Consider the following 7405-nt stretch of genomic DNA (forward strand, 5'->3'; position numbering starts at 1 on the left):
CCCTGCCAGCGCCGGTGCAACCGCCCGCCGCCGTCCGGCGCGATCCGCAGCGCGCCCGATCTGCCGCCCGGCAGAGGCGAGCGGGTCGAGATGCGCGGTGCTCTGCGGCAGCAGCGTCGCCCGCCCCGCAAGGCGCACCCGCCCCCGCAGAACCGCGTTGGCGGGCAGGAGGCCAAGGATGGCATGGGCAAGGATGCTCTTGCCCGCGCCGGAGGCGCCTATGACCGCCAGCACCTCCCCCGGGCGAAGCCGGAAGCTCACCCCCGTCAGGCAGGCATGCTCCACCTGCCGGAAAAGGCCGCTGTAGCGCCGGAACGTCACCGAAAGGTCTGCCACTTCCAGCATCAGTTTCGCCCCTCCCGCGGGTTCGCCAGCCGCTCTGCCGCGGAGCCGAGCGCGTCGAAGGCCAGCACCATGGCAAGCAGCGCGAGCCCGGGAAACACCCCCAGCCACCAGCGCCCCGCCGAAAGATGCCGCATCGCCTCCGCCAGCATGACGCCGATGGCGGGCCGCGACGGCTCCAGCCCGAAGCCGAGGAAGGTCAGACCCGCTTCGTGCAGGATGGCATGGGGGAACATCAGCAGGAATCCCACCAGCATCTGCGGCCCGAGATGCGGCAGGATATGCCGGCGCAGGATGAACAGGCGGGAGTGCCCGAACCCGCGCGAGGCCTCCACATAGGGGGCGGCCTGAAGCTGGAGCAACTCCGCCCGCAGGATCCGCGCGAGCCGGGGCCAGTGCGACAGCGCCACCGCCCAGATGACCGCCCCGGTGCCGCCGCCGAAGGCGAATGACAGCAGCACCAGCAACAGAAGATGCGGCAGCGCAAGCATGACATCGGTCACGAACCCCGCCGCCCTGTCCGGCCAGCGACCAAGGGCGGCGGCACCGGCCATCAGCGCGGCGATCACCACGGACATGCCCGCCGCCAGCAGCCCGATCCGCAGGCTGAGTACCAGACCGCTGACCACCCGCCCCAGCATGTCCCGCCCCATCGCATCCGTGCCGAACGGATGCGCGAGCGACGGGGGCAGGTTCCGCTGTCCGAAATCCGCCGCCAGCCCGCCCGGACCGGGCAACAGCGATGCCACCACCAGCCCGAACAGCAGCAGGGCCACTCCAAGCCCGGTCACCGCTGCCCGCGCCCGCCCCGTGATCGCCCCGGCAGTCATGAGGCGCCCCGGTGGAGCCGCGGGTCCACCAGCCGGTAGAGCAGGTCGGCCACTGTATTCGCGCTTGCCACCACGGCGGCGGTGACCAGCGTGATGGCGAGCAGCAGGGCCACATCGCCCTGCAGGCCCGCCTGCACCGTCGCCCGCCCCAGCCCCGGCCAGGCAAACACCTGCTCCGCCAGAATGGAGCCGCCGAAGATCTCTCCGGTGGAGGCGAAAAGGATGGTGATAGCGGGCAGCGCCGCATTGGGCGCGCCGTGCCGTAGGAGGATATCCCACCGCCCCGCCCCCTGCGCGCGGGCGAGCAGAACGTGATCGCTCGCCATAACCTCCACCAGCTTCGCCCGGACATGCAGCGCCACCTGCGCCACGCCGAAGAGCGTCAGCACGGCGAGCGGCAGGATCAGATGGGCAAGGCGCATGGCAAGGGTCACCTCCTCAGCCGGGACGCCGATCGGCCCGGCACAGCACACCGGCGTCCAGCGGAGCGCGACGGAAAACAGCAGGAGGAGCAGCATGGCCAGCCAGAAGGTCGGCGTTGCGGCGAGCAGGTAGCAATAGCCCTTGATCAGCCTGTCCGGCCAGCGCCCGCGCCAGCCCGCCGCCACCAGCGCCAGTCCGAAGCCCAGAAGCCCCGACAGCAGCCACGCCCCTCCCGCCAGCAATGCCGAGGGGCCGAGCCTTGCGCGCAGCACCTCGGCCACCGGCGCGTTGAAGCTCGTGCTGAAGCCCCAGTCCCCGGCGAGCAGGTTTCGCGCCCAGTGAAGGAACTGCTCCCCCGCGGGCCGGTCCAGTCCCCAGCGGGCGGCAATCTCCGCCTTCCGCTCCGGTCCCAGATGGGCCATGGCCGGGCCGAGATAGGCATCCACCGGATCGACGGGCGAGGTATTCATCAGCAGAAACGCGGCCAGTGCCACAGCCAGCAGCACCGCAGGCAGCCGCAGGACCGGCCAAAGGAGACCGAGGGGGAGACCGCGCGCCCTCACGCCGTAGACCACGGAGCCCGGACGCCATCCGGCGCGGCCTCTGCTCCGCGTGGCGCCCGCTCCATCGCCGCCCTGAACCGGCCGGAAGCGGCGGCGGGATTGCCGCCTGCTCCGGCCCGGGCAGGCACTCGGGCAGGCAGGCAGGCGCGCAGGCGGGGGGTCAGGCGGGCGGTCAGCAGACCACGAACCGGTAGCTGCTCCGCAAGACCGCCACGGACTGGAACGGCGATGAGAGGGGCGCATCGACCCCCCCATCGTCGCGCCAACCTTTCCGCGAACCGAGTGAGGAGGCCACGACAGCAGAACGCGATGTCATGGCGGGCCGGACTGGGCGGCAGCAACAGGCGGAAGGCAGCGCCGGGCGCCGCAAGCCTGCCGGACGCCAGACCACGAGGTGTCAGTCTCCGGAGTGCCAGACCCGGGAATGCCAGAGTACTGGGTGACAAACCACGGGCAACCAGACCGCAGAGGACCAGACTACGGAGGACCAGACCACAGAGGACCGAACTATGGACGCCCGGACTACGGACGCCCGGATGGCGGAGCGCCTGAACACTGAACGCCTGTCCATAGAACACCTGAACACAGGACACCTGTCCACGGGACGCCACACCGCGGGACCCCACACCACGAACCACGCGACGGGGGCACGCGGGGCTGCCATGGCGTAGGATCGGGCGGCGGGTGGCCTCGCTCAGGAGGGTTGGAGGGCGCGCCGTCCGGCGGCAGGAGGCCGCGCCACGTCCGGCGCGGCGGGTCCGGCGAAGATGGGCGGCGCTGCCGAAGCCCCGTCCTGACAGGTCGCGATGGCGATACCCAATGCTGTCCTTAGGCGCGTGGGAGAGGATCTCCGAGCGCCCGTCCTGACGGCTCCCGGCAATGCCGCGCCTGCGCGTGCGGGAGCCGGCCTCCCCCCCGGCAACCCTGCAGGAAAGCGGTCGCTGCCCGTTGCCATGGCGGCGCAGGAAAGCGCGGGCCTCCGGCTCACCAATCGTTCCCGCCACGCGGACGGAGGGTTCGTGCGTGGACCATCCGTCGCCTGCTGCGCCACCGCTTGACGGGTCGCGCGGTGAGGCTCCGCACCCCGGCTCGCTGCCCGAGGCGTGGATCACCTCCCAGCCGACCCGCGATGGCCCACACGCGGAGGGGCGAGCCGGCTGGCCCCGGCGTAGGGGTCGCGACGCATTGCCCCCGGACTTTGTCGCCCCGGCAGGGTTCCGGCCCCACTCACGCCTACGCTCACAGAGATGCTTGCCTCCGATCATTCGCAGGTCCAGCGCCATTCGGAGATGCCTGCGGTGATCGGCCAGCCATGGCCGTGCGGTTCCACCTGCAAGGGGCCGAGGTCGAGGCAATCATCGACGAGATAGACATGATCGAGGTTGACCAGCCACGCCCACGCATTGTCCCCTGCGGTGCCGTAATGCTGCGCGGCCTCCGCCCAGAGCGGATAGGACGCTTCAAGGCTCTCCGCCGCCTGCGCCCGATCGAACAAGGCGTCCACCTCCGGGTTGGCGTAGAAGGTCGGGTTCAGATACTCCACCCCCTGCAACCGCCCGGAATAGAGCGCATAGACCTGATAGGGCGAATGGCTGCCGAAGCCGAAGACCACGGGCTCCACATGCATCACGCGGCCAATGCTCTGCCAGCTTCCCCCCTTCGCCACCGCCGCGATCCCCAGCGGGCGGAGGAGTTCGGCCACCGTCTCCGCCAGCGCCTGCCGCGTCGCATCTCCGGCGGGGTAGTTGATGGCGAATGCCGCACGCGTCCCGCCCCTGACACGGACCCCGTCCGGGCCGTGAAGCCAGCCCGCCTGATCGAGCGTGGCCCGCGCGGCGTCCCCGTCAGGGGCGAACGGAGCATCGCCGCCCCAGGGCAGGCCATCGGCGGGGCCGAAGGCGGGCGTGCCATGCCCCTCCAGCGCCACGTCCACGATCAACGCGCGGTCAAGCCAGAGGTTGATCGCCCGCCGGATCGCCGGGTCGGAGGTGACCGGATTGCCGACCTGCCGCCCTGACTCCTCATGCGGGGGGGTGAAGGGCAGGCTGATGCCCCGGTTGTCCACCGTGCGCGCGGAAACGGCATGGAAGCCGGAAGGGACCGCCTCGGCAAGCTGGGGGGGAACGGCCACCATCTGCGCAGCCCCTGCCCTCGCCGCCGCCAACCCGCCATCCGCCCCGGTGAACAGAAAGGTGATCTGCCGGAAGGCGGGCTTCTTGCCGTAATAGTCGTCGTTCCGGGCGACAATGAGCTGTCCGCCTTCCGACCATGACACGAAGCGGTATGGCCCGGAGCCAACGGGAGCGCGCCCGTAACCCGGTCCATAGCCCGCCTCCGGCACGATGCCGAGGCTGTAGAATGTCTCTGCGAAGGTGATCCACGGGCGGGAGAGGGTGATGCGGAGCGTCCGGTCATCCACCGCCTCTGCCCCCTCCATTACGGAGAGGTCGAGCGGGCCCGCCGCCTCCCGCGCGGTGCGGAAGGTGAAGGCCACGTCCTGCGCGCGGACGGGGCGGCCATCGCTGAACCGCGCATCGGGACGGATGGTGATCGTCCAGACGCGGCGATCCTCCGACAGCCGCCATTCGGTCGCGAGATCGGGAAGCGTCTCCAGCGCCGGGCCGCGCTTCAGCAGGGTGGACTGGAAAAGCGGGTTGCCATAGCTGCCCCAGCCGGTCATCGGGTCGAAACCCGTCTCCGGCTCTCCCCCGATGGCCAGCACCAGATCCTCTCGCGCCGGTGCCATGCCTGCGGCAAGGACAAGGGCCGCCGAAAGGGCGATGAGAAGCTTCTGGCGCATGGTTCCCGGGCGTATGATGTTTTCAGGAAAAATGCCTACCGCAAGCGGCGTGGAACCGGCAAGTGGCATCCGCTACACTGGGCGAAAGAATGGCACGGGGGGCCGGGATGCAACGGGTAACGATGACGATCGATGCGGAGCAGCTTGCCACGCTCGACGCCTATGCCAGCGCGCGCGGCTATGCCAGCCGGTCGGAGGCGATGCGTGACATCCTGCGGGAGGTGGAGGCGCGGCAGGTGGCCGAGGAGGCGGAGGGCCACTGCTTTGCCACGCTGACCTATGTCTATGAACATGAGACGCGGGAACTCGCCCGGCGGCTTACCGCGGCACAGCACGACCATCATGACCTTTCCGTTGCGGCGCTGCATGTCCATGTGGATCACGACGACTGTCTGGAAGTCGTGGTGCTGAAAGGCGCGACGGCGGACGTGCGCGCCTTTGCCGATGCCGTGACGACCCAGCGCGGCGTGCGGGCGGGAAGCCTGCACGTGATCCCCGCCACGCGGCATGCCAACCCCGTCGCGTCGGTTTCCGAGCGCGGAACATCCGCCGGACACGTACATGTGCGCCCGGCGGCGGTGGAAGACAGCGGGAAGCCGTAAAACCTCCCCTGCGCTGCAGGCTGGGCGGGGCGTCCGGGGACTGAGCGCACTACGGATGCCGAAAAGGCTCCGCGAGCCCGCTCCGAAACCCTTTCCGCGCAACGCGGTGTCCCATCGAAACACCTCGTTGCGTTAACAGGCCGCTAAAAAATCCCGAAGTGTCATGCCTCTGCGCCGGAAATCGGAGGATCGGCCAGAGAATGCCCTGAAGTGAAGTATGGATATCCGGCTGGATTTCGTCGGGTGCGAATGATTTCCGCTCCAAGGCAAGCCAAAAAGCCTTTTGGGCAGCCTTTTAACGCCCCGCTCTGATGCGGCGGCGAGACCCCATGCGCGTTGCGACATCAGCCCTGCCATCCTGCGAGGAAAACCCTCGCCCTCTACCCGGCCACCGGCGTGCAGCCAACCCGGGCATGGACCGTCTCTTCGGCGTGGCTATACTGCGCCCGAACCCGCGCGTGGAGGGCGCATCAGATGTCCCCATCCCCGACCCCGCCCGACTGGCTGGACCGCCTTCCCCATCGCCGCTGGTTGGAGCGGGAAGCCCAACGGCTGCTGGATTTCTCCAAGCCTTCGCGCGTGGGCGACGGCTTCGTCGCGCTCGACAATGCGGGCCGCGTGCCCTCCGGCGCGGTGGCTGACACGATCATCACCGCACGGATGACGCACTCCTACGCGCTGGCGGCGCTGCAGGGCCTGCCGGGGGCGGAGACGCTGGTGGCGCATGGTGTGGCGTCGCTCAGCGGCCCGCTGCGGGACAAGCGCAACGGGGGTTGGTGGGCCACGGCGGCGGGCGGCGGGCGCAAGCTCGCCTATCTCCACGCCTTCGTGGCGCTCGGGGCAAGCTCTGCCGTCGCGGCGGGAGCGGCGGGCGCAGAGGCGCTGCTCGCAGAGGCTGCCGACGTGCTGGAAACCCGCTTCTGGTCGGAGGAGGAAGGCGCACTGCGCGAGAGTTTCGACCCCGGTTGGGGCGGGGAGGAAGACTATCGCGGCGCCAACAGCAACATGCACGGGATGGAGGCGATGCTCGCGCTGGCCGATATCTCCGGCCAGCCGCTGTGGCGGGAGCGTGCCCTCCGCGTGGCGGCGCGTCTCATCCACGGCGCGGCCCGTGCCAACGGCTACCGCCTGCCCGAGCATTACGGGCGCGACTGGGCGCCGCTCCGCGACTACAACCGGGACCGGCCGTGGGATGACCTCCGCCCCTTCGGCACCACGCCGGGTCACGCGATGGAATGGGCGCATCTGCTGCTGAAACTGGAGGCGGCGCTGATCCGGCAGGGCGCCGCGGTGCCGGGGTGGCTTCTGGACGATGCCGTCGCGCTTTTCGACACCGCCATGGCGGACGGCTGGGGGGCCGACGGCCTGCCGGGACTGGTCTATACGCTGGACTGGGAGGGCCGTCCCTCCATCGCCAACCGCGCGCACTGGGTGCAGGCGGAGGCCGTGGTCGCGGCAGCGACCCTGCTCCGCCGAACGGGCGAGCCGCGGTTCGAAGCGTGGTATCGGCGGCTCTGGGACTACATCGACCTCACCCTGATCGACCGGCAGGCGGGCGGCTGGCTGCATGAGGTGGATGCGGCGGGAAGACCGACGGAGCGGATCTATCGCGGCAAGGCCGACCTCTATCATGCCTTTCAGGCATTGCTGGCCCCCGTTCTGCCGCCTGCACCCTGCTACGCCGCGGCGCTTGCGGAACTGCCTCCGCCCCGCGATCCCTTTCGACCGTAGGCAGCGGGCAGCGAAGGAAACCCGGCGCGTGGACGGTGTGCAACAGGGATTCCACCCGCCCGAAATCCCGACAGGCTGCTGAAAAAAGGCTTTCAGGGCTACGCTGGAGCGGAC

At 70.0% G+C, this 7405-nt stretch carries 6 protein-coding genes; 2 read left to right on the forward strand and 4 right to left on the reverse strand.

Translation table 11 applies throughout. The features are described from left to right. The 4 genes from CDV49_RS18965 to CDV49_RS18980 form a co-directional block, all read right to left on the reverse strand. On the reverse strand, positions 1 to 345 hold a 345-nt coding region (locus tag CDV49_RS18965; protein WP_143413208.1), incomplete at its 3' end, for an ATP-binding cassette domain-containing protein. Beyond that, on the reverse strand, positions 345 to 1172 hold the full coding sequence (locus tag CDV49_RS18970; RefSeq protein WP_088216869.1) for an ABC transporter permease: 828 nt from the start codon (positions 1170 to 1172) through the stop codon (positions 345 to 347). The genes CDV49_RS18970 and CDV49_RS18965, both read right to left, overlap by 1 nt. Continuing rightward, on the reverse strand, positions 1169 to 2170 hold the full coding sequence (locus tag CDV49_RS18975) for an ABC transporter permease (protein WP_256947409.1): 1002 nt from the start codon (positions 2168 to 2170) through the stop codon (positions 1169 to 1171). The genes CDV49_RS18970 and CDV49_RS18975 overlap by 4 nt, the downstream gene beginning before the upstream one ends. Positions 2171 to 3419: 1249 nt before the next feature. Continuing rightward, complete coding sequence (locus CDV49_RS18980) at positions 3420 to 4958, reverse strand: ABC transporter substrate-binding protein (RefSeq protein WP_088216870.1); 1539 nt, start codon at positions 4956 to 4958, stop codon at positions 3420 to 3422. Between the two features lie 107 nt (positions 4959 to 5065). Between CDV49_RS18980 and nikR the strand changes: the two genes are divergently transcribed. Both nikR and CDV49_RS18990 read left to right on the forward strand, forming a co-directional pair. Next, on the forward strand, positions 5066 to 5560 hold the full coding sequence (gene nikR / locus CDV49_RS18985; RefSeq protein WP_088216871.1) for a nickel-responsive transcriptional regulator NikR: 495 nt from the start codon (positions 5066 to 5068) through the stop codon (positions 5558 to 5560). Positions 5561 to 6034: 474 nt separating this feature from the next. Next, the gene (locus CDV49_RS18990; protein ID WP_088216872.1) at positions 6035 to 7291 is read left to right on the forward strand and encodes an AGE family epimerase/isomerase; all 1257 of its coding nucleotides are present in this window, start codon (positions 6035 to 6037) and stop codon (positions 7289 to 7291) included. The last annotated feature ends 114 nt before the right edge of the window (positions 7292 to 7405 follow it).

Origin of the sequence: Haematobacter genomosp. 1 (assembly GCF_002196855.1) — a bacterium.
Taxonomy (GTDB): domain Bacteria; phylum Pseudomonadota; class Alphaproteobacteria; order Rhodobacterales; family Rhodobacteraceae; genus Haematobacter.

What these genes read in the sequence shown, in the direction of transcription:
- CDV49_RS18970 (WP_088216869.1), bottom strand. Translation starts at nt 1,172, where the DNA reads ATGACTGCCGGGGCGATCACGGGGCGGGCGCGGGCAGCGGTGACCGGG.
- CDV49_RS18980 (WP_088216870.1), bottom strand. Translation starts at nt 4,958, where the DNA reads ATGCGCCAGAAGCTTCTCATCGCCCTTTCGGCGGCCCTTGTCCTTGCC.
- nikR (WP_088216871.1), top strand. Translation starts at nt 5,066, where the DNA reads ATGCAACGGGTAACGATGACGATCGATGCGGAGCAGCTTGCCACGCTC.
- CDV49_RS18990 (WP_088216872.1), top strand. Translation starts at nt 6,035, where the DNA reads ATGTCCCCATCCCCGACCCCGCCCGACTGGCTGGACCGCCTTCCCCAT.